This is a genomic window from Paenibacillus sp. VTT E-133291, assembly GCF_002264395.1.
GTDB classification, from domain to species: Bacteria; Bacillota; Bacilli; order Paenibacillales; family Paenibacillaceae; genus Paenibacillus_AQ; species Paenibacillus_AQ nitricinens.
On the sequence record NZ_NFVA01000101.1, the window covers coordinates 1 to 21,559 of the forward strand.

Annotated in this window: 26 protein-coding genes; all 26 read left to right on the forward strand. The window is 37.7% G+C overall.

What is annotated here, in order from left to right:
- Positions 1-173 precede the first annotated feature (173 nt).
- The gene (locus CA598_RS26975) at positions 174-563 is read left to right on the forward strand and encodes a hypothetical protein (RefSeq protein WP_094878502.1); all 390 of its coding nucleotides are present in this window, start codon (positions 174-176) and stop codon (positions 561-563) included.
- Positions 564-780: 217 nt separating this feature from the next.
- Entirely contained in the window at positions 781-1,191 is a 411-nt protein-coding gene (locus tag CA598_RS26980; RefSeq protein ID WP_143812458.1) for a hypothetical protein, read from the forward strand.
- Positions 1,192-1,713: 522 nt separating this feature from the next.
- Positions 1,714-2,049: a hypothetical protein gene (locus tag CA598_RS26985; RefSeq protein ID WP_094878504.1), complete on the forward strand. Its 336-nt coding sequence runs from the start codon at positions 1,714-1,716 to the stop codon at positions 2,047-2,049.
- Between the two features lie 41 nt (positions 2,050-2,090).
- Positions 2,091-2,606, forward strand: coding sequence for a putative metallopeptidase (locus CA598_RS26990; protein ID WP_094878505.1), 516 nt, complete (start codon positions 2,091-2,093; stop codon positions 2,604-2,606).
- A gap of 102 nt (positions 2,607-2,708) precedes the next feature.
- Positions 2,709-3,215 (forward strand): hypothetical protein, encoded by a 507-nt coding sequence (locus CA598_RS26995; protein WP_094878506.1) that lies wholly within the window; start codon positions 2,709-2,711, stop codon positions 3,213-3,215.
- A gap of 122 nt (positions 3,216-3,337) precedes the next feature.
- The gene (locus CA598_RS27000; protein WP_094878507.1) at positions 3,338-4,678 is read left to right on the forward strand and encodes a hypothetical protein; all 1,341 of its coding nucleotides are present in this window, start codon (positions 3,338-3,340) and stop codon (positions 4,676-4,678) included.
- A 286-nt stretch (positions 4,679-4,964) separates the two neighbouring features.
- Positions 4,965-5,633 carry a hypothetical protein gene (locus tag CA598_RS27005; RefSeq protein WP_094878508.1) on the forward strand — a complete coding sequence of 223 codons (669 nt, stop codon included), beginning with the start codon at positions 4,965-4,967 and terminating at the stop codon, positions 5,631-5,633.
- A gap of 1 nt (position 5,634) precedes the next feature.
- A complete protein-coding gene (locus CA598_RS27010) occupies positions 5,635-6,174 on the forward strand; it encodes an accessory gene regulator B family protein (protein WP_094878509.1) in 540 nt (179 codons plus the stop codon).
- A 144-nt stretch (positions 6,175-6,318) separates the two neighbouring features.
- A complete protein-coding gene (locus CA598_RS27015; protein ID WP_179283773.1) occupies positions 6,319-6,666 on the forward strand; it encodes a LytTR family DNA-binding domain-containing protein in 348 nt (115 codons plus the stop codon).
- Positions 6,667-6,850: 184 nt separating this feature from the next.
- A complete protein-coding gene (locus tag CA598_RS27020) occupies positions 6,851-7,252 on the forward strand; it encodes a LytTR family transcriptional regulator DNA-binding domain-containing protein (RefSeq protein WP_094878511.1) in 402 nt (133 codons plus the stop codon).
- Between the two features lie 16 nt (positions 7,253-7,268).
- Positions 7,269-8,015 carry a LytR/AlgR family response regulator transcription factor gene (locus CA598_RS27025; protein WP_179283774.1) on the forward strand — a complete coding sequence of 249 codons (747 nt, stop codon included), beginning with the start codon at positions 7,269-7,271 and terminating at the stop codon, positions 8,013-8,015.
- A gap of 434 nt (positions 8,016-8,449) precedes the next feature.
- Complete coding sequence (locus tag CA598_RS27030; RefSeq protein ID WP_094878513.1) at positions 8,450-8,815, forward strand: hypothetical protein; 366 nt, start codon at positions 8,450-8,452, stop codon at positions 8,813-8,815.
- Positions 8,816-9,239: 424 nt separating this feature from the next.
- Positions 9,240-9,548: a DUF2325 domain-containing protein gene (locus CA598_RS27035; protein ID WP_256990664.1), complete on the forward strand. Its 309-nt coding sequence runs from the start codon at positions 9,240-9,242 to the stop codon at positions 9,546-9,548.
- 666 nt (positions 9,549-10,214) lie between these two features.
- The gene (locus tag CA598_RS27040; RefSeq protein ID WP_094878514.1) at positions 10,215-10,409 is read left to right on the forward strand and encodes a hypothetical protein; all 195 of its coding nucleotides are present in this window, start codon (positions 10,215-10,217) and stop codon (positions 10,407-10,409) included.
- A gap of 303 nt (positions 10,410-10,712) precedes the next feature.
- Complete coding sequence (locus CA598_RS27045; protein WP_094878515.1) at positions 10,713-11,426, forward strand: P-loop NTPase family protein; 714 nt, start codon at positions 10,713-10,715, stop codon at positions 11,424-11,426.
- 113 nt (positions 11,427-11,539) lie between these two features.
- Entirely contained in the window at positions 11,540-11,851 is a 312-nt protein-coding gene (locus tag CA598_RS27050) for a hypothetical protein (protein ID WP_094878516.1), read from the forward strand.
- A 135-nt stretch (positions 11,852-11,986) separates the two neighbouring features.
- Positions 11,987-12,949: a hypothetical protein gene (locus CA598_RS27055; protein ID WP_143812459.1), complete on the forward strand. Its 963-nt coding sequence runs from the start codon at positions 11,987-11,989 to the stop codon at positions 12,947-12,949.
- A gap of 24 nt (positions 12,950-12,973) precedes the next feature.
- A complete protein-coding gene (locus CA598_RS27060) occupies positions 12,974-13,684 on the forward strand; it encodes a hypothetical protein (RefSeq protein WP_094878518.1) in 711 nt (236 codons plus the stop codon).
- A gap of 110 nt (positions 13,685-13,794) precedes the next feature.
- Positions 13,795-14,505, forward strand: a complete 711-nt coding sequence (locus CA598_RS27065; protein WP_094878519.1) for a hypothetical protein — start codon at positions 13,795-13,797, stop codon at positions 14,503-14,505.
- A gap of 634 nt (positions 14,506-15,139) precedes the next feature.
- Positions 15,140-15,589, forward strand: coding sequence for an RNA chaperone Hfq (gene hfq, locus CA598_RS33375; RefSeq protein ID WP_094878520.1), 450 nt, complete (start codon positions 15,140-15,142; stop codon positions 15,587-15,589).
- A 65-nt stretch (positions 15,590-15,654) separates the two neighbouring features.
- Complete coding sequence (locus tag CA598_RS27075; RefSeq protein ID WP_094878521.1) at positions 15,655-16,230, forward strand: hypothetical protein; 576 nt, start codon at positions 15,655-15,657, stop codon at positions 16,228-16,230.
- Between the two features lie 529 nt (positions 16,231-16,759).
- Positions 16,760-17,539 carry a hypothetical protein gene (locus CA598_RS27080; RefSeq protein WP_094878522.1) on the forward strand — a complete coding sequence of 260 codons (780 nt, stop codon included), beginning with the start codon at positions 16,760-16,762 and terminating at the stop codon, positions 17,537-17,539.
- Positions 17,540-17,632: 93 nt separating this feature from the next.
- Positions 17,633-18,289, forward strand: a complete 657-nt coding sequence (locus tag CA598_RS27085) for a hypothetical protein (RefSeq protein ID WP_094878523.1) — start codon at positions 17,633-17,635, stop codon at positions 18,287-18,289.
- Positions 18,290-18,332: 43 nt separating this feature from the next.
- Positions 18,333-19,655 carry a DNA primase gene (dnaG, locus tag CA598_RS27090; protein WP_094878524.1) on the forward strand — a complete coding sequence of 441 codons (1,323 nt, stop codon included), beginning with the start codon at positions 18,333-18,335 and terminating at the stop codon, positions 19,653-19,655.
- A gap of 255 nt (positions 19,656-19,910) precedes the next feature.
- Positions 19,911-20,147 carry a hypothetical protein gene (locus CA598_RS27095; RefSeq protein ID WP_094878525.1) on the forward strand — a complete coding sequence of 79 codons (237 nt, stop codon included), beginning with the start codon at positions 19,911-19,913 and terminating at the stop codon, positions 20,145-20,147.
- Between the two features lie 197 nt (positions 20,148-20,344).
- The coding region (locus CA598_RS27100; protein ID WP_373455850.1) for a hypothetical protein at positions 20,345-21,559 on the forward strand (1,215 nt) is incomplete at its 3' end.

The following is a 21,559-nucleotide window of genomic DNA, read 5'->3' on the forward strand; positions in this document are numbered from 1 at the left end:
CGCTCCTGTCGCGCTATATGGTGGGGTGGTGTAGCCAGCACGTTACAAAAGTGATGCCGAAATTTTGCTGCCGGCTCGATCAGTAACAAAAGACAAATCCCGTTCAATAATGAAAATAAAATATTATTAAAAGGAATTTTAAAAGGGTATTTAAAAAATGGAGGGATCAGACTATGAGATTTAACTTATTGTCTATAGAAGCTAATGACACTGGCACAGAAGAAGCATTTAAGAAATTAGTAAATGAGGTTCTGCAGCAGCCGAACCTGTACCTACTCATGAGCACAGTTGATAGATCACGTGCTTATGCCGGCAAGATTAATGGTAAGGTTTGGTTGTTTTTGTACACTAGTCCAGAACAAGTGAACAACAGCTTTGAAGGTGTTTTACAAGAAAAAGCGGAAGCATATTATGTTCAACTAGATACAAAAGAATCGATTCCCTGGTTATTAGAGCATTCTGATTATGGCATTGATGGAATTCGCATAAATGAAGGTCCGCATGGGTTTTGGATTTTATTAGAAGATTTGAAGCCTATAGTTAATGAGTTGAATGACTTTTGAATATGATATCAAGTAATAATTTAGGAAGAAAGTACCAAAAAAGCTTGTTCGCTAGATAAAAAAGACATATTATTTAATATTAGATACAAGTGTATCCATATTGGGATTATTAGTCTTTAAACAACTAAATAAAGATAATACTGGTGTTTATGAAGGTAGTTACATTTTTAATTTTGAATGAGATGGGCCGAAAGGAAACTAACGAAAGGAGGAATTCATGCTCATGTGCAATATTCCCACAGCGACTTCTTATAAGTCACAGCAGCGTAGAAAGGATACTCGATCAAATTTGATCAAGTGGATAGATACCTTACCTAGTTTGTATGATTTACATGAAACCTACACCTATGAAATCAAGGGCATTGATTATTATTTAGTTACCAGAATGCCTCCGGAAGTGATGCAGATCGCCTGTGCTTATGTTCAGCTTCGTTTATACCAAGATTCTGATTATAAAGGTGCAACGCCGTATCTCATTTTCTGTGGTCAACTTATTAATGAACTATCAGTAACTATGGAAAAGAATCCAATGACAGAAAGAATATTCAGTATTGATATGGAAAAAAATATGGAGTTATGGCACGAAAAGAAAGAAGAGATTTTAAATATAAAACATTTCAAGAAATAATAAGTATACGCACATACAGTTATCCTTACATAACGAACAATAAGTAAAAAAAGATCAAACTTGCAAATTGCCTAGCCTCTTTGCTATAATCATCTCATATTCATGACGGCGGCGCCGGATTAATGATTCAGCAATTGTTGAAGGTTAATCTCACCCAAAGAACTTGGGCGGCTATTGGATGATCCACATAGTCATGATTGTAAATTGCTTTCTGGATCTTTGTAGGTTAGCCGTGAATCATCAGAGTAACCGGCTATCTGAGTAAACGAGAATTCCTATTGAAGATGACAAAGGAACTCGATACATCTGGCAATTTATGGCCATCCCAAAAAATGATTTTCAAAATAGCCCAAATATGGGCAATATCAAAAAGCAGCCTTTCTTTTGAAGGGCTGCTTTTTCGTTTGTTCAGTGAGTGAGAGTGAAGAGCTGCTTAATATATCGCGGCGGCTTATCTAGTTAGTATTTTTTTTGATCGATCGGATGGTATTTCATTATTACTTTTATGGGGGCGATTTTTTTATGAAGAAGAATTTATCTTTTATAGTCGGCGAGCGTGTACATAATGCAGCACAAGTATTAAGTTCAATTTACAATTTTGATTTACAGATCTTTCGTGATGAAACATTCGGCAAAGAGTTTACAGAGTTTGATGAGTCTTATCTGACGTTTGTTGTAGGAATGATTGATCTAGCACTTGAAACAAAAATGAACGAACAGGATAAAAACAATTTTATACTCTCACATGCTTCAGAGTTCTTTCTAAATGAAGGGAAGACTCCGATGTCATGGCTTAGGGAATGTAAAGATTTGATCAGTAGAGAAATGACTCCGTTTTCCTCATCCTTTGTTGGTTAGGCAGATAAGCCAATAAAAAGTAAAAGAGGAGGTACACCATAATGTCAGGATCCTATGAGCAGGCAGATGAAGTGATTATGATCATACAAAGGATTTTAAAGTCAGAAAATGAATTCAAAGATTTAAAAAACTGTAATATTATTGCCCGCTTCCGTACTGGAAATTGGAATTCAAAGGGGAGACAAGTATTAGGGCGAGCCAAGGTCCTTACTGCACTAGAACGTTATGAAACCAAGGCTGAAGCTGTTATCATCATAAACAAGAATGCCTGGCAATTTTTAGATGATCGGATGAAGGAAGCTTTAGTCACTCATGAATTATGTCACTACCTCGTCCCAACGGACAAACATGGTAGTCCGAAATTAAATAAAAATGATAAACGGCCAGTTCTTCAGATCTGTGGACATGATATCGAAGAGTTCCAATTGGTTGTGAAGAAGTATGGTCTATGGATGACGAATACCAGAGAGTTTTTCGATGCAGCTCGTCAAGGTGAACAATTATCAATGGAGACTTCGAAAGAGAACAATGTTGTGTATTTACATATGGTGAATTAGAGAGAATTTCTTTCTGGGAATGGGCAAGAATCTTTAAAGAAGATGGAAGGTTCACGATACTTGGTAGATATAAAGCCTAATAACAATTAGGAGGCTTCTGGTATGCGCTTATCAATAAAAAACGATTCAGTAGTAGAGGTATCTCCGGAAGGTCTCATCTCAGTAGCTAGCTATTGTAAAGAATTAATTCAAGAGGGACTTGAGAAGGATTCTATGAACCATCAGTATTATGCAGTCTGCCATGTACTGAAACTGTTAGATATTCATATTGCCGGTATCAATTTTGAAAAGCCTAGAACTATTGGTGATCCAGAGTGCATTGTTCAGTGGCATATGATGAGGGGAACGACAATAAAAGTTATTGATCTTGACGGATCAATTATAGAAACTGCCAATGCACTTTCAGTACCCATTCACATCACCAGGTGGAAAGCCGGAATTCATTTAGTAGAATTAAATCCAAGTAATAATCAAACAGAAATTAAAATTGGTAAATGCGATTACTGTAAGAGTGAAAATGTAATTATCCATGTAGTGGACGATCCGACTGGAGTGGACCCGCTTCACTTCTGTTTAGATAAACAGAAGTGTAAGGATGCGATTCAGTGAACAGCGACAGAGAACCACACATATTAATATTCAACAATAATATAAACATTACTACAAGCAGCCTGAATTCTGGCTGCTTGTTTTTCTTTTATGGGTGAATAACAAAATTGGAGGTAATTGAAGTGACAAAAAAACAAATGTACTTAAGAAAGTGTGCTGCTCTGAGTCTAGCCATTATCCTTGTGTTTTTACCGCTAAACGGAACATCGGTTTTCAAAACTAGCGGCAAGGCAATGGCAGCTGCAACGAAGGTACTTGCCCAGTCTGTAGAGGTCAATGTCGATGGAGTCATCTCTACTGAAACTCAAGGTCCGAGTACGCTTTTTGTAACCGTATTTGATGTGAGTAAAAACAAAACTGTTATCCGCCAGGAAGCGGGTAAGAATGGAAAAAATATATTTAAAGGACTCGTTCCTGGAGAATATATTGTAAGGGGAGAATCCTATGATGGTACGACAAAGGCAACTCAGAAAACAGAGGGGCGTTCAATTGTTATCACTAATGACATGTTCTTCCCAATTACACCGAGTGGACTTTCACTGGGAGCTGAACTTTCAAAGGATTCGGTAAAACTGACTGCGTATGCAAATCCGATACCGGGCGACGAGACGGTAATCTATTTCCGTCTATACAAACCGAACGGTGGCCTAATTAAAGAAGTTAAGGTTACGGATAAAAATAACCAATACTTTTCTAGTACGTTTTCTTTGAAGCGGAACGAAATCGCAAAAGAGAAATATAAAGTTACCGCTCAAGCAGTAAAATACGGGAACATTAGTCAAGAAATTAGTGAACTTATTGAGGTGAGTAATGTCAAGGAAGATCCGAAACCAATTGAACCTTCAATAACTAGCCTAACTGTTAATGTTAAAGGCTATGCTGAAATCACGTCGGATGTAGCCACGAAAAGCAATTTCTATTATGTTTACAATTCTAGTGGAGTTCAAATTCAGAAAAAAGGATTTAACCTTAAAGATAAAAATAAAATTATTACAGATGAACTTCCTGCCGGAAACTATAAGGTGTTGATTGAATCCATACACGACACATGGAAAACAACGAGTCGTTCTAAGACACTTTCATTCACTGTAACTGCGACGCAAGCCGCTCCTCCAATTGCTGGTATTGGTAACAATAAGGTAAGCGTAGGCTTATTTAGAGAATATAAAGCGGACCAGGTAATCATTAAAGCCGCTTTACCCTTCTACTCAAAAGAAGGTAAATATCTAGTGAAGGTGATGGATCCAAGCGGTATTGAAATCGCACGAGGATATACCAAAGAAAGCAATGACTTAGCGCTTGCACAAATTAAGATTCCAGCTACTTCTGTTGTCAAAAGCGGTAACTATACTTTTAATATCTTAGGTGAGAAATTCAATGTTCAATCGAATCTGTTTAGTATGCAGCTAAATGTCGAGGCTCCTCTAGGAGAACTATATTGGTCTGCTGCTACCCAAAAGTAATGAAAAACACCAGCATGATACTTGTGCTGGTGTTTTTTTGTAGTAAGGTAATATATATGGAGGTCGTAGTATTCTTGGAAAATTAATCATGTTTTATCATGCACCATCTGTTACCAATTAATCAAATCTTGATGAAGAGATCGGGGGGCTGAATGCAGTAATTTGCTAGGAGACTATACTAAAATAAATGCATAAAAAAGAAGAAGTTTATGACGATATAATAATTAGGAGATTTCTAATGGGTCTTTCAATATCCAAAAGGAAATAGATAGTAGGGAGCAAGTTAATGAATGCAGGATGGATGGTTTTTCTTTCAATAGTATTTTCTACACTTGAGATAGTAATGATCTTGTCTCTCTCATTGTTGCTATTTCGTATTTCTTTTCGCAAGAAGCTAGATCAAATCGTTTTGATTGGAGTAATCCTATCTTATATCTCTTTTAAAATGAGAGAGTTTGGGCTTACTGGGTGGGACACTCTGCTCCAGATTATTCTAATGATCCTGGCACTTCGCATGATATTTAGTATTGGGTGGATTTATTCGGTCATTATTGTAGCTGCCGGCGCTTTGGCTTTGTATTCGGGTATACAGTTTGTTGTTTATTGGTTAATAACGCGCAGTCAGGGTGTACAGTTCTTAACTCAAGACGGTCTCAGCAGTGGTGCATTACTACTTCAGGGTGGAACTGTTATTATCGGATTTATCCTTGCCTTCCTCATGAATCGATTTCATTGGGGCGTGACGTTTGTTCCATATGATCCGAAGGAACCAGTAGAATTAATTGGGATTAACAAAAGAATATTTATAGCAGCAGTGTGTATCATTGGAGCTTTCATGCTATCTTTAATTGCTATTCACTTTAGAATAGATACATTAATCGAAATCAGCGGCTTAACACTTTTAATATTATTGGTGTATATCTTAAGGTTGGTTTTTAAAAAGGAATTTTTATAACATGATAGAGTTGCTTGCACAGAAAATAGTGAAATGGACCATCAAGTATACTGATGAAAATCAATATTCAGAAAGTCATATGATGTTTTTTATGCTTCATTTACTCACGAATACAGGAGTTATTGTAGTATCCATATTTCTTGGCATTGCGAGCGGGGAATTGAGTGGTATGTTTACCGCTATCATAAGCTTGGCAGTTTTAAGGAGATTTTCCGGTGGCTTTCATTTAAAGTCGCCGGAAGGATGTATTCTTGTAACTGTCATAGCAGCTTATGGAGCAACTATATTTTCTGTAGGGGTACTCCTAGAATGGTTATTCCATTTGGTAACGCTCGGTATAATTTTTTTATTTGCACCTAATCCTTCGAACGATCTTGTGAAAGGAATAGAAAGTCACAAAGTACGATATAAGTTTATTTCCGTCTTACTGGTTGTTGGAAGTATGTTATGGGGGAACTCTGTAATAATCAATATCTTTATGTTTCAAGCTATAACGATAATTCCATTCACTTCGAATACGAAAGGTGGTGAGAAAATTTGATTATCAAGAAGATGATAGCTTCTTCAGCTACCAAAATCATGATGTTTGGTTCGGCAAGATTAGCGACAACGCAAAAATGGTGGTTATTCACTACTGATTTACCAAACAAAGATTAAAATACTAATGAAAAAAGGATGAATTCAATTGGGTGAATCAGAAAAAATTGTATTCCCAGTATTGCGAAAAGACGGCCACACTTTATCTGTTGATTATGTTGCTCTTGAGGACATCGAATTTTTTGAGTTCATAGATAATCGAGTCTGGGCATTTACTCCAAACGGAAAGTTTCAAATGCTGCATACCATTACGGATTATGCTCTTCTGGATGGCTTTGCTCAAACCGACAGACCTTTTGTGGTAAATCAATCACGTGTGGTTGCCTTTGATCCGACATGGTCACAGGTTTTGTTCAAAAATAAGAGCAGAGCTAATGTATCTGGAAATCTAGCGAAAATGCTCAGGTCCTGGTTAAATCATTTACCTAAAGTATAGAACCTATCTCTTCTGAGATAGGTTTTTTATTGGAGTCATTTCGGCAAAATATGTTATCACAAGCAATAAGTGATGTAAATAAAAGAATAAAATGCAGATAGTGATGAAAGTAGAGGTGTAGGAATGTTATTATGAGATTGTCGTTTTAATCCATGTATGTAAATTAAGTGAGGTGTTTTCATAAGTGACATTATTAGCCCTAGTAAAGGATCCGGATTTACCCGGACAATTGACCAACATTTCGCTCGAGGACTGTCTATATATTGAAACCAACAAGAGAGTGATCATATATCATCATAAAAATGGTAAGACATACAGTTCTGCATCAATGCTAGCGGACTTAATGGAAAGTGATCTCATCAAGGAAATGACATTTGCTAGGATGGATAACAGTAATTTTGTGAATCTCTCAAAGGTTAAGGTATTTGACTCTCACGAAGGATGTGTCTTTTTCGAAAGCAATCCAGACAACTATAGTAAACGAGCAAACATTGCCCAGAAAAACTTTTCAAAAATGCGACAAGAATTGGAACAAGGTAAATTGCAGTTAAATACTCGTGAAACCAATAGCACTAATGTTACATAAGGGAGGATATACATCTATGGTGCTGCCTGTATATAAAGTATTAGTTGCAGAATATGACGAAGAACAATTAGAAACACTCATTTCATCGCTAGCACGCATACCACGAGTAGAAGTAGTTGGGGTGGCCCGGGACAGTAGTGAGTTGATGAATCAAGTTACACAGATGTATGGAGAAATCGATGCTCTAATTATTGATATGAGTCTTGGCAATGGTGTGAGTGGTGCAGACGCCTATATGCGAATGCCTTATCGTGGTATTGAACTTCCAGCAATCTTTCTTACGGATCAGGAACATATTGATGTCCAATCAACTTACGATTTGGGTGTCATCGATGTCTTGCAGAAGCCGTTTACATTTGAGAGGCTGAATAAATGTATCTTCCAACTGCAAAAAGCTTTGCAGATAGATCGATTTTTAAAGAGTGGCGGGAAAATAGTCCCTATTATTGATTCGACTATTGAACAGGTCATGTCTATAGAGATAATGTACATTGAAACCGATTCATCTAAAAAAACATCACTGGTAAAAACGGAGAAGGCTCTACATCCCTCTAGAATTACAATGAATCAATATGAGAGCTATTTGGTTAGTAACAATTTTAAGCGAGTAGGACGTCATCTTATAGTTAACATAAGACGAATTGAAGAAATCCGTGGAGTGGAAATTATATTCGATAATAATGACCGGATACCTGTGAACAAGAAATATGTATCTGATTTACTTTTCAGTATCAGCTCAAAAGAAGATGTTATTAGACCTTAGTAGGGAATAGCGGGACCAAAGATTCAGTTTTTAATTATTTTCAGACGAACTGAAATGACATTCATCCAGATGAATATTAACCAGTAGAATAAACTGGATATATAAGGATAAATAGAAGATAAGAACAAAATGGACATTATCATGAAAATAACAATGATTTTATAGAAATAGAATATATTGTATATCACATTAACAATTATTCAGTCGAAAAAAAGAAAAAAAAGTCGAATTAGGCGAAACTCTTTTTATGATGTTTAGTGTCATTTAGTGTAGACAGAAATTATCTTATCCTGACGGAAAGTGATACAAACCTGGGTATGAGCATGGTACAATTTACCTATGAGGAAAACTGAGCGGCCTGCTTATTCTGCAGGAGATCAATTTATACCCTTTACAGAGCAAATTTAGGAGTAGAGAGTGAGTGAGCGACTAGCATGCTGGAGACAACCGTAAAACTGGCGAAACTAATGATTGAGACGCATAATACAACGGATGTATACACTATTGCGGAGAATGAGTCTATCAGAATTATAACCAATGATCATGTCGAATTGGCAGGACATATCGCATGGGTTATCAAGGCTTATGGTAGAAAAACACTTATCGTTACAGGGAAAATCAATGAGATGCAAAAACAATCTGTAGTTGCACGCGCAATCGGCTGTTTTGATATTTTTCTATATGATGAAGACGATACGCTAATGGGGCTACATGAGAATCCATCTACTTTCGAGCAGCAAGCCACATTAAATTATGCAAGTATCTTTTTATCCAAAAGTGCAGTTCCCGCTTTCGCATAAAATGAAACTATCTAGGGATATGAGTAGGTCCAATAGACCTACTCTCTTTTTTTGGTTGGATTAACTAGCGTAATTGCGAAGCACGGACAATCTTCGTGTTTATAAGCCGAAATTAATCAGTAATTATCGATTGTCTTTTATTCGCTCAAATAAGCTGTGAATAATGAATCTAAATCGAAGAAAAGTATACATAAGAATACTGTACGGTACTTTTCCTTCTAGCTATAATTAAGACACCCAAATGAATTCATCTTTAATCAGTAAGGAAAGAAGCCTTGGACAGCACTGGCCCGCTGCTCAAGGCTTCTTTCTTCAGGTATGAGCTTGTCATTTAGAGAAGCTGGTTTATTATGATTCTAGAACTGATAGATAAGCCGGTTCACCCTTAAATATCTGAATGAATCCATATCAAGGAGGAATTATTATGATTAAAGATATCATGAAAACAGTGGCTATTATTGGGGGAACCCAAACCGATACACTAATTAAATTAGGAAAAAAGAGGGGACTCCAGGTACTACATCATACAGGAGAAACCAAACGCTCCAGAAAGAAAGTACTGGAAAGTATTATTAGGAAGGCAGATGGAGTAGTTATTATGGAGGGTGCTATTAACCATATGTCTATGAACACAGCTCGAGATTTGGCTGAAGGTATGGGTAAAAAAATTGGTTATCATACGGGATTTGGAGCTTCCGGTGCACTAGATAAAGCGGTTATATTAATAGGGTAATTCAAAATCAATTGTTATATTTGTTCATGATAGGAGTGTGATCCACATTACTTCACACATTATCTAATCCCCATTCTGAAAATAGAATGGGGATTATTTTTCATTTTTAATTTTCGTTAAATATCAGAAGAAAATAAAGTTTTAGACTGACGTGTTCATGAAAGCTTCGAGTTCTTGGTACATTCGTTTAAAGCCTGTATTTGATTAGTACACCGATGTCCTTGGTCGGAAGTACTTGTATCTGCAGTTTGTGCTCTTAATGCCATCTCTTTTGCGGTCAGCGTTCTCGCTGATGACAGCAGGAACAATCACCTGCAGCCAAGCACTCCTGTTATTTAGAATGATGGTGTTATTTGTATCACCGAAGCCTGTGACCTGGAGGAACTATCCCCAGAAGCTCCCGCTCCCGATAAAAAGATTTGGCTTTTGCAGTAGGCCCTTCCGGTGTGCGCGACCGATTGGACTCACACAAATCACGCATCTGATGATTCTGATACCTGGTTGGACCTATTCGGTTCACTGGTAACGACGGTCAGATGGAATAGTCTTAAAAAGAACATAACCTTTGTAAAAAAAAGTATTTAATTTCTGTATTCAAACGTGTACAATAAAACTCGTGAAGTAGTTATTCCTGCCTATAACGATCTATAACGAAGGAGAATGTCTATGCAATCTGTTGCATTATCTGAAGAGCAAAAAATGATGAGGGTTATCTATAAAAAGGATAACCAATTACCCGTCACAGTTTATGGAACAATTTTGCTCTGTAATATTACCGATTTTATTCTGTATGATACGGATCACAAAAATACTATCCGTATCAATAATTCCGAATTAGAGGACATATCTCCTATCCAGTAAGTGATATATCTTTTGAGGATTTATACATAAATTCACAGATTACACTTCGATCATATCGATTGTGTGATTTTGAAAGGGACATTTCTATGCGATTGGAACCGCATCTTATCGTTGATCGAAAGGCACCAGCTTCACCTATTTTGGCCTATAATCGGAACCAGCCTACATTTGCCCAATATCTTTCTCAGGCCGTTGTGGCTAATGCTGCGTCGTCGCCAGTGACCCAACGTGTTTCACAGCCCGCTTCAATCAAAAGACAGAGGTTGTTACACTTATAATATTTTGAAAGTGAGGTTAATACTTTTGACACAACCACTACATCATATTGAATCAATTCTCATGAAGGGACATCTTTCTAACAGAACAGCGCATTTTTTAGAAGTTGCTCTCCGTTCACAAGTAAACATGATTATTATTGGGGAGCGGGTAGATGCAAAATTACCTTTATTGGCTCTACTCGGAAACCAAATTCCCCTCTCCGAAAAAGTCATTGTCCTGCAGGATGAACCGGCTCTTGAAATAGATAGGATGATGACACCTATTTGGAGTGCCACAAGTCGAGAAGACAAGCAAAAATTAATAAAAGCCGCTATATCGATGAATTCCAATCGTATCCTTTTGTCTGAGCTGCGAGGTGGAGAAGTAGAAGATTATATTGATGGGGTTATGCAACATCTCCAAGGAAGTATCACCACTTTCGTAGCAAGAGATTCTGAACACACAGTTGATCGTCTAGTCAATTTGATGATGAATCCTACTCTACCAAACTCACCAGCAATGGAAAATCTTATTCCCTCTATCGTTGCGTCGTTTGCGGAGCTTGTCATTCGAGTAGCCGGTAATGAAAGTAATTGGCAGGTGAAGGAACTTACCGAAGTCACTCTAGGATCCAAACTTGAGATTATCCATAGACCTATAATGGTGAATGAAGGCGAAAAAGAAAACTGGAATACCGAATATCCTAAGTTTGATATTAAAAGAAAAAAGAAGCGGATTAAAAGTAAATGGTTTATTTAGTAACCTGGCATTGCAACTGGAAGTACAGTTTGATGAGAATGGTATTCTAGGAGCACCCTGCAGGTGCTCTTTTTTTTTATTAATAACGACAAGAACAGGAGGAGGTTAGTTAGATGGCAATTTTGAAAATCGAACAACGGTTAGTTCGGAAGGTGGGGCATCAATACTACCCAGTTAAACCTAAGCCGAGAGAGCTATGCAATCGAGTTACGATTCAGGTCCCTGATCATTTAGTATGGGAAAGGAAGATCCAGCCAGTGATAGATGCCTATGCTAAAGAAGTATTTCGCGAGGAGTTGATCGGAAAGAACTTGGATGTCATACGACAAGAATATGGTTTAGAGCTGGTTCCTCATTTACTTTCATTCGAAGATGAAAACATTAGTCGTCAAGAGGGTAGACCATTCCGTTGGGAGTCAGTCTGAGAATCATATCTCATTTGATTCTCCTATTGATGATCGCTAACATTGACCACCTTGTAATTCTTAAAACTCAGGTTAGGATAATTGTAGCATTGGCAATGAATGATATTCTTTTCTGCAATCGAAAGGATGTGTACTATGTTAGACACATATCGAAGAACGAGACAGTTTGGATCCTCTTCAGTAGCATCATTTGGTAATGTTGACAACAAATCATCCGTAATAACCGGTCAACATAACTATCCTGAAAAGCTTGGAGTACCATCTATGGATGAACAACAAGCCCGTTTTGAAGGAATGTTCCGCAGGCATCCAGATGATAAGCCAAGAGAACAGCTTACCAACAAGGTAGTTCAACCCCTTACCAATCAAGACGAAAGACCGAAGGTTGTATCATTAAAGAACAGAGATAACTTGGACAGATTGGATATTGCGAATAATAAGCCGAGTGAGAAGACCAGGACTAATCATTCATTAAGCATTCCACAAGTCATTCAGAAACCTAAGGCAGAAATAGACAGACATGAGATAATGCTTCATCACGAGTTTATAAAGCTTAGAGAAGGCGAAAATGACTTGAAAATACAATTCGACCTACTTTCCTTTCATGACCAAGAAGATGGAGATAATGAGCGGCATAAAATTGTCATAACCATTCTGACTTTCAATAAAGAATCATCAAAACGCACCGGTATTCTGAAGCACTACATTGGCATGTGTGAGTTCGGTGCAATTATGGACATGGTTTCTCGTGAGCAATTTTCTGGAGAAACATTTTATGGAGGCGGATTCATCAATGGCGAATGTATTTCGCGAATAACAGAATTTAACGTCATGCGCGACGGAAAGCTCAGTATTCGGTTAAAGCAAGGACCAGGTATACGGACACGAGAAGGCGGTGTACGTCCGAATCCAGACCGTAAAGGTGATTGTATAACTTTGCAGGTCATGCTTGGCGGCTTTGTACTGAAAAAAATGATTTTTAAGCTTAAAACCATCGTCCAAAATCAGATGTTACTTGATTTGAAAAGGTCACACGAAGAATCGATGTCTCGGACAAGCACAGATAGAAGTAATCACCTGCTGTCATGTCGATCTTGATTAATAAGTAAAGGAGTATAGGTAATGAGAGAAACAGATCTCTTTGAACCGGTCAAATACTGGCTAGAGGAGCGGGAATGGGACGTATATGCAGAGGTGACTGGTGTCGGTGGTCGAGCGGACATAGTCGGTCGGCATGGGATGGCAGTACTGAATGTGGAGTTGAAAGTGCAGCTTTCTTTTGAGTTATTAAGTCAGGCTGTAGACCGAAAAGCGTATTTCCATTATGTTTACATTGGAATTCCTAAAAGAAAGACACCCATACCTAGAATAGCAAGGGATTTATTAAATAGAGAAGGGATAGGATTGCTTGAAATTCAGAATGATTTCGTAAGCATGTCTCTTCCTGGGAGATTTAATCGTCCCGCTCCATATCACAATATAAAGTGGGACAGTGTATTGAGACCAGAATATAAGTTACATGTTGGAGGGGATAACGGTCCTCACATACAGACTCCTTACAAACTTTTGATGAATGGGATTAGAAATCATTTAATAAGCGTGAGAGATGCCGATAATTTGAGATCTGTTCACGGGGGCTTTCGTAATTATGGATGGATAGAGATTCAAGAGATTTTAGATCACTGTGAAGCGCATAGACATTATGCTGCTCCAAAATCATCAGTCTCAAATGCTTTAAGATCTTTTGAAATGAATTGGTGTGAAGTGAAAAAAGAAGGAGGGAAACTTTTTTACAGGGCAAAAGAAGATATACAAAGACAGATGAATCCATAGCCCACTATTTATGTTTCGTAAAGCCCATTGGTATATTAATGTTTTATTATAGAATCATTGGAATAATGCACTCCAGTATAGTGTATAGAAGGAAGAAGGTGAGCTACACTATGAAAAAAAATAAAATCGTATCACTGGAAAATTACCGCAGTGAGCGTGAGGTGGAAGATTATTTAAAGGAGCGGGCCCAGGCTTTGTATTTTCAGGAAACTGCTTTAAACATAGAGCATAACATTCCCGTTTCAATAAATTGCACGTATATACCGCGCTGGATTCAGATATGCGAAGCTTTAATGAAACGATACCAAGATATGCTACTGTTTTTGAATAATAGTGAGGGAATTCTCATAACAGATGGCAGACAGTATGAAGATGTGCTCACAGAATACTATTTAAAAAAAGTTGAACTGGATCATCACCTAATTCGTCTTGGTGGAAATCGAAAATCCGAACAACATTATATATTCGAGTATGAGATGTTGCATTGGAAATATTGGGCGGAGCAATTTCAAATAGAACTTGAGTCTGCTTGTTTTATAGATAATATTGACCAATCACAATATGGCATGTCGGGGCAGATGCTCATATATTGTTCAGAAGCAGACCTTCCATCATTTATGAAGGGCTTACGAGTTTATATTGACCATTTAAACCATTTAAATGATGATGCTGAGATGATCATAGTGGCAGCGATATTCCTTCATGAATTTCAAGATATATTAGGTGAGAGTTCTTGTGTTGAAAGTGATCTCTTAGACCGGTTACATCAACAATTGCTAGATGTCACACAATATAATAAATTAATCTCTCGGTTTTCCTAAGAAGGGTCAAACTTCTGGATCGTTACGATATTTTGAATATCCTAATAGCTTGTACAGAAAACTAGGAGTTTAAAAATAAGAAAAGGTACCTTAGGTTCCTCCTTTTCTAAGTCCAATAAAATTTCAGGAAATGGGATTGAAATTATGAATAAAATCATATATCCAATAGCTGCTTTTTTTGTCCTCTTTGTTTATTCTCTTTTAATTTTACGTGATATTCAATATGCTACGACCATAGCGATAATTGGATTGTTAAATGTATTGAACATTCAAATATGGGTTCTACTAATTAATACCTGGAGAAGTTATAAATCGAAAAAAACATAGTAAACTAGAACAAGTCTAAAAAATGGGGCTAATCTCGTAAAACCGAAAACCCACTCTAATATCCCATTCATCAAAAGCCTATTATACACCTGTATGAGAGGCTTTTTTCTGTGCGCTCTGCTTAGCGACATCACATGGATGAAATAGCGAATCAAGGAATAAAAATGGGTTTTAGAGCGTAAATGTCCTCCTCCCTACTAGGTGAATCATTATATCCTCCAAACTGAGTTGTCATTTTGTAATCCCATACTATGATAATCAGACCATCAAATTAATATACCAGTATGGTATTGGAGGAGGAAGATTTATGAAGCATAATAAACCAATTATTCAGGACCATTTTTTAAATCAGTGTCGAAAGGAACGTACGCTACTCCGGATCTATCTGAAGAATGGGGTACCAATAAATGGACATCTTACGGAATACGATAGTTTCACTCTACTAATTCTTGATAATGGAAAACAGCACTTTATCTACAAACAAGCGGTAGCTTCTATTATTCCCGTTAAACCTATTATTCTTCCTCCTATGGAGATTCTGGAGCATGGTGATCGTCAAGATCGCTTTTTCACTCAATGTCAGGCAGGAAAAATCCCTCTCACTGTCTATTTAATATCAGGAAAACCATTGATCGGTACAATCTCTCATTTTGATACCTTTACTATGGTATTGAATGGTAAAGGTGGCCAACAGTCATTTATCTATAAACATGCCGTTTCGACCATATCACCAGCGCGTAAGGTTACAATAAAGTAAACATCATAATACGATGCTTTACATGTGATGAAGAAAATATGCTAAATATATTATGAGGTAGTGTGATGAAATTGTCTTTGAGAGGAATTTGTGTGCTTCGCGTTTTATTTTTGGCAGCTGTTTATAGTGTATTTCAGAGTTTTCTATCCAATCCCAATGACAAGAAGCTGTTTTTCTTTGTCATAGTGATGATAAGCATTATGGGTTATGCAATGGACCGAAATAGACAAAAGGATTCGAATATCAGCACTAATAGATTAACTAAAGTCAAAGAAGCTTCAAATATACCGCATTGTAAGCTTGCTATGGAAGAAAAGTATAAGTGCCTATCATACACTGAGTTAAAATGGATTGGGAAAGAACTCCAAAGAAATCAACAGCATACTCAAATAAAGGGTTCATACTATTTTGTGATCTGCGTATTGTTGGTTTTTACTTGGATGCAAGGTTTACTGGAAGCGGGTGGTGAGGTTAATGTGGGCTTGAGGATTCTTATCCCCGGTTGCTTTATTCTGTTTCTAGCTATTCTAGTCATTCGTATATATATTCATCAACGACAGCTTGATAAGGAGAATTTGGTAATCGAGAGTATAACCTCCAAAAGTGAAATTAAGCGTAGGCTTAGTAAATATGCAAATTAGAAATAGCAGTTTTGACCAAATTTCTTATTTACTTTTATTACAAAAATATGTAAACTAGGTTTATCAAATCTTTTTTGCATTCCTTTGAGTGTACTCTTAAGCTGTGAACGTTATAATACGATGGCAGCAAATCTTATAGTGCACAGTGGACTTTGGTTAGCGGAAATCATCGACCAAAGGATAGAGGAATGAAGTTGTAAGTCGTCACGGAATTTTTGAACAATAGCTCCGTACTGATGATGACAACGCAGCTAGCATGACGATCAGGATTGCGTATTGATTCCGCTCTTGTTCTCAAAATGCAGGCAGAGATATTTAAACAGTGATTTTAAAAATGAAGATGCAAAGCCCTACGGGATTATAAAAGAGTGTCAGCCAAATTAGGCCGATGCTCTTTTTTTTTGTGCCTGTAGGTGAGAAGAAGGTTGACGATGCAGATGTTGTCAATTAGAAAAGTCAGGTTATCATTCTCGTAACAGCTAATTCAGAAGATTACTTTGAATAAAAAACAAAAATGGAGGAACTCAAAATGAAAAAAGAAATCGTCGTTGTCTTGATGATAATGGTATGTCTGATTGCCACTGGTTGTAGTGATAAAAAGAAAGAAAACCAAAACGTAATCCCGGCAGTCACTAAAGTGACTCTGTTGTCCAGTTCGAACTTGTATGGACCTGATCATTCAGGTGCGCAAGAGTTCATCGATGGAATTACAGAAGAGGCGACTATTGATGAAAAGGAAGCGATCATCGCTGATATTCTTGCTAGCGAAGCAAAGAAGACAGTAGAACAGACCTTGGTACCGGTGGAGCTGGAAAGTCAGATTAAGCAACTAGAAGAGATGAAAACAAATTCCAAAGTAAACTGGGAATTTGAAAAAGCCAAGGATGCAGAAGAGTCAGCATACTATATCCTTCAGGATTTGCTCTCTACAAGTAAAAATCCAGAAGGTTTTGTAAAAAGTGCTTGGATGGGTCAAATAGATAGCATTGAGCGGAAAGCACAATTGATCCGCAACAGCCAAGATAAAGTTAAACGTATGAAGGAGCAAACAACTGCTACATTGGATGCTCAGATTGAGGAAGTGTATGTAACTCAGCAAGCGTATGAGAAATGGTTATCCGAGCTGGAGCCTGCTGAGTTGTCTATTCAAGACTTTATAACTCGTGCTGAACAAGCCTTGGACCATGCATTTTTTGTAATCGATGAAGGAAAACTTCAGCTACAAGAAGCGGATGAAAATCTGCTAGAAAGCCTGGAAAAAGTCGAAAGTTATTTAGAACAAGCAAAGGCTGTACTAACTGCGGTCTAACCCCAATATGGCCTGGAGCGAAAAAGGCTCCAGGCTTTCTATTTTGGGACACTATATTATACACATTACCAATCGATATGGAGGGAATTGAAAATGGAAGAAAAAGCGAAAAAAGTAGTCGAGTTAGGAATTGAACCTGGGGACCGATTTACTAATCGAAAAGGAAAGGAATTCTTTTTGTTGGAAGTGATTAAGAGGGGCAATAGATGTACTCTCTTGGCAGCTTCAGCAAATAAACAACAATATTCCGTATCTTTGAATGATTTTGAAAAAATTCTTGAAAAGAATGCTGCACCTCAACTCGTTCAAGATTATCATGTTGAGGTTCAACAAGGAAAAGAGCGGAGTAAACAAGTCCTTTCTTTGAAACGAGGAGACAAGATTAAATGTCAGAATGGGATCTTTTTTTTCGCTCTACGAAAAAATAGTTTAATCTATCTCTGGTCAGAAGGAGTAGGATGTGGAGATATTCGAGTTCTTCCTGCAGGCTGTTTTCTTGAACTTCTCGAACGGCCAAAGCCGGATAAGGAACATCAAAAGAAGTTGAAAAATGTTAGTCAATATATTGGTCAAACAATTAATTCGGGTGACGATGATTACGTTGTTGTTGGGATTAATGAATTTGAAACCCATGTGGTGCTGCAAGGGAGCGAGGACAATAAAACTCTCTCTATTGATGATTTTTTGAGCCAAGCTGAACAAAACTATACGATCATTTCGCGCTATCAGCATGAGAACAAAATATCATAATAAAGTGACAAAAAGATAAAATTGTAAAGGAGGAGCCTTCCACATGGCAATCACTAAGGAGCAACAAGAAGAAATCATTATCGCTTGGTCACAAAAAGCAAAAGAAAAGATTGATATTTCAAATGTAGTCGGGGATTATCTGTTTTTGCAGAGGAATGGGAATATGCTCAGAAGTATCTGTCCTTTTCATGAGCGAAAGGGACAGGAGCTTACTTTTGAAGTGAACCAGACCCAACAAGTATTCCAATGTAGTTCGTGCCAAGTGGAGGGTGACTTTTTTACGTTTATCCTCCTTATGAATCGAAAAATCAATCCGGAGTTTTCTGCATATGATGCGTTTAAACTCGTGAATCAGCAGTACATTGGGACTAACATAGCGCATTTGGTGGATCCACGTCATGAAAGGCATCACCAGTTGATCGAAATGTATGAGGGGAATGAATTTATAGCGAACCTTTATCATCGTGTACTTATAGAAACAGAAGAAGGGAAGCTGGCTCTTCGGTATTTATTGAAGCGCGGCTTAACGATGAAAACTATAAAAACATTTAAAATCGGATTCGCACCAGATTCATTTCAGTTTGCTACCGATGCTTTAAAAGCAAAGAACTTTAATATGGAGCTCATGGTAGAATGTGGTTTGATATATATGAATGATAAAAAGAAAATGTTTGACCGATTCCGTGGTCGAATAATTTTCCCAATCCAGGATATTAAAAATCGCGTTGTTGGTTTCGGAGGACGCACGATTCAGGATGGAGTGCAACCGAAGTACTTAAATACTTCAGAAACTCCGATTTTCATAAAAGGTGAACATGTTTATAATTTGAACCGTGTCTTACGTGGACATAAAGAGGGACAACCGATTGTTTATTTTGAGGGTTATATGGATGTGATTGCTGCATGGCAAGCTGGATGTACAATTGGTGTAGCCACTTTAGGTACAGCTATGACGCAATCTCAAGTTCGCCTAGTATCTTCAGTAACTGATCAGGCAATTATCTGCTATGATGGCGATGAACCTGGGCAATCAGCAACTGAAAAGGCCCTCTTGCAAAATGAAAACTTCGGAATGGTATTAAAGGTTGCACCGATGCCGGCTGGTACGGATCCAGATGATTATGTCAAAGCGTATGGTGCTTACTCTTTTCAGAGAGATGTGATAGGAAAAGCAATTCATCCTTTTGAGTTCCGCTGCAATCGCTTAAGAACAAAATGTTTTGAAGCGGGTGGAGATCGGGTTGCTTATCAGGTATATCTTCAAAAAATAATTAGTCTAATAAAAAAACTACCATATAGTGAACAGCACAGATACCTTACCAAGTTTGAAAGTAGATTTCATCTATCGAGAAGAACCTTTTTATAAATGAAAAGTCGAAACAGGTAAAGAGGCTCCCGAAAGGGGGCTTTTTTTTTGGGAAAAAATTAGAATTCGTTATCTGTAAACGATTAATTACACTAAAGTATAATAAACTGTATACATTAGGTTACTTACAAAGCCACTTTGAAACCGTATTATTATAAATGTAAGCAGCACGCACGAAACAACGTGAGAGCTGATAGGTCGGCCAGAGCCGACTTGGGATATTTTAATACTTTTAGTTGGAGGTGAGTTTGAATTATGTTGAAAAAAGTAAAAAAGTGGGTACGGAACGAACAATCCGCATCGCTGACAACTGAGAATGGCATGCTGATGCTGGGCGGTATCGCCTTGGCAGTGGGTGCAACCTTTCTGGTGTCTCAGTATCTGAAACCAACCGGTGAGACTGTACTTTCCGGCATGGAAGCAACAGCAACGAGTGGTATTTCTCCTGACACTGCAACGGATAACGTATCCGGCTGGGGTCGCACAAACTAAAAGTGACCATATTACAAAAAAGGCGCCTAATATGGGCGCCTTTTTTGTATTTAAATATTTACAATATAGTTTTAATGTATTTACATGTGTACAGAATGTATGTATGATGAAAACACTAAGAAAAAATTATATTCATAGCGAATGGGAGGCGCTGAAAGGACAATTTATCACAAAATTATATCGAAAGAGGTAAGTAAATGAGACCACTATTAAGAAAAACGCGTACAGGTAAATGGACTATTATTGGGAAACTCGCCCTTTCTGTAGCGATCCTCGGTAGCTCAATGACAGTTGGTGGGGGAATTACGGGTTTTGGTCCATCCATTGCACAGGCAGCAAGCTCAACCACAGTCTATTCTGATAATTTCACAGTACCTGGGCCTGATGGATATTCATATCGTGTAACTATTTATGACCCGGATCTCGCTTATGTATCGAGAATAGTTAATGGTGTTGAGGATGATCTTGACTCTCGGCAACTACCGGATGCACCATGGAACGATCAAGATAAAATACTGAATGTAACTGTAACTTTTAATGATGATAAAACTATTACAATTCAAGCGGTTTACTATGCACAGGATAGTAATTTTACATTCACTACTAAAAAGATGCTTTTTCCTCCAGCAGCACCAACGTTCTCTATAGATAATCCTGGTGAAGCTAAAGCTAAGACCGTATACATTAATTATGCAGCTGGTACAACAAATCCCAAGGTAAATGGAAGTAACTATACTGGTTCATATAATGCAGTGGTAAATAATCAAGTATTACAAGCATACAGTTATTCATCGGATGGCGTGAGATCAGTTACTGGGAGATATACCGTCACGGGAATTGACAATATTCCTCCGTCAAAACCTACTTTCAGCGTTGATAATACAACACCTTATGATGGGATTAAAAAAGTAACTATAAACTATTCGGCTGATTCTGTTATTAAAGAATGGTCAACAAATGGAAGTACCTATTCCCAATATACTGCTCCGATTAGTTTAATTGCGGATGCTACGGTTTACGCTCGAGCAACGGATGCTGCTGGAAATGTGAGTACAGTTTCTTCGGTTGTAGTCACAGGTCTAATGTATGAATTAACTTATAGATCAGCCATGAATTCGGTTGAAAAAGCGGAAGGATCTAAGTTGCAAGCGGATGTGACTTCAGCCAGAAATTTTGTCAGTAAATTGAATGATCCGGAAAAGGGTGAACTCAACGCCCGTTTGGATATAGTGCAGGTGGCAATCGACTATGCTGCACAGGTTACGACAGCGACTGCAGCAGTAGTGAAAGCAGAAGGGTCGAAACTTCAGGCAGATGTAACGGCGGCGCGTACATTGGTGAATGCTCTCAATGCATCTGACAAGGCGACACTTGGAGGCCGTTTGGATACAGTGCAAGCAGCAATTGATTAT